This window comes from Bacillus sp. JJ722 (assembly GCF_036963345.1).
In the GTDB taxonomy this organism is placed as follows: Bacteria; Bacillota; Bacilli; order Bacillales; family DSM-1321; genus Bacillus_AD.
In genome coordinates, this window is the sequence record NZ_JBALMO010000082.1 from 1 (window position 1) to 886 (window position 886).

The following is an 886-nucleotide window of genomic DNA, read 5'->3' on the forward strand; positions in this document are numbered from 1 at the left end:
GATTAAAGTTTCATTTTATATCATTAGTGATTTTGTTTGAATTTCTTGGCTAAGCTTTTCTCCGAGTCTTTTCGATTGAGCAGTAGCTTCTACGATACAATTAATGAACGCTTCTTGCACTTGATGAGATTGCAAAACATGAATGCCTGCTTCTGTAGTTCCACCAGGTGACGTAACTTCTTTACGTAATGTTTGCGGTGTCTTTGTTGAGTTTTGAAGCATTTCAGCTGCTCCAATTATAGTTTGAAGAATTAATGCTTTAGCTGCTTCTTTATCAAGACCGATTTTCTCAGCAGATTGTTCCATTGCTTCGACCAAATAGTATATATACGCAGGACCACTTCCAGATAAGCCCGTAACAGCATCTAATTGATTTTCTTGAACAAGTGTGACTTGACCAATTGTTTCAAGCAAGGTTGTTACGACTTGGAGCTGCTCATTGGTAACGAAACGGTTTTGAGCGATTGCCGTAGCTGATTTTCCAATCGTTGCAGATGTATTTGGCATAGAACGGATAATGGCGACTTTTTTATTAATGATTGTTTCAATACTATCCATGGAAACTCCAGCCACAACTGAAACGATAAGCATCCCTTCATGTAAAAATGATTTTATTGTTGATAATGCAGAAAAGACGTCTTTCGGTTTCATTGCAAGGAATACGATAGAGGCATCTTTTAATAAAACATCATAATCATGTGTTGTCTTAACACCGTATGTTGTATTTAAGATTGACAGTCGTTCGTCATTGCTGCGGTTCATTACTGTAATTTGGTTTGGTGACTGATTGCTTCTTGAGGTAATTCCGGAAATCATAGCTTCTGCCATCGAACCAGCACCTACAAAGGCAATTTTACTCATTTACTTATTCCCCCTTAAAGAATTT

At 37.4% G+C, this 886-nt stretch carries 1 protein-coding gene; it reads right to left on the reverse strand.

Annotated features, from left to right (window positions below):
• Positions 1-15 precede the first annotated feature (15 nt).
• The gene (gene proC / locus V7014_RS11685; protein WP_335507297.1) at positions 16-861 is read right to left on the reverse strand and encodes a pyrroline-5-carboxylate reductase; all 846 of its coding nucleotides are present in this window, start codon (positions 859-861) and stop codon (positions 16-18) included.
• Positions 862-886 lie beyond the last annotated feature (25 nt).

Coding starts and splice junctions, on each gene's coding strand:
- proC (WP_335507297.1), bottom strand. CDS start 861: ATGAGTAAAATTGCCTTTGTAGGTGCTGGTTCGATGGCAGAAGCTATG.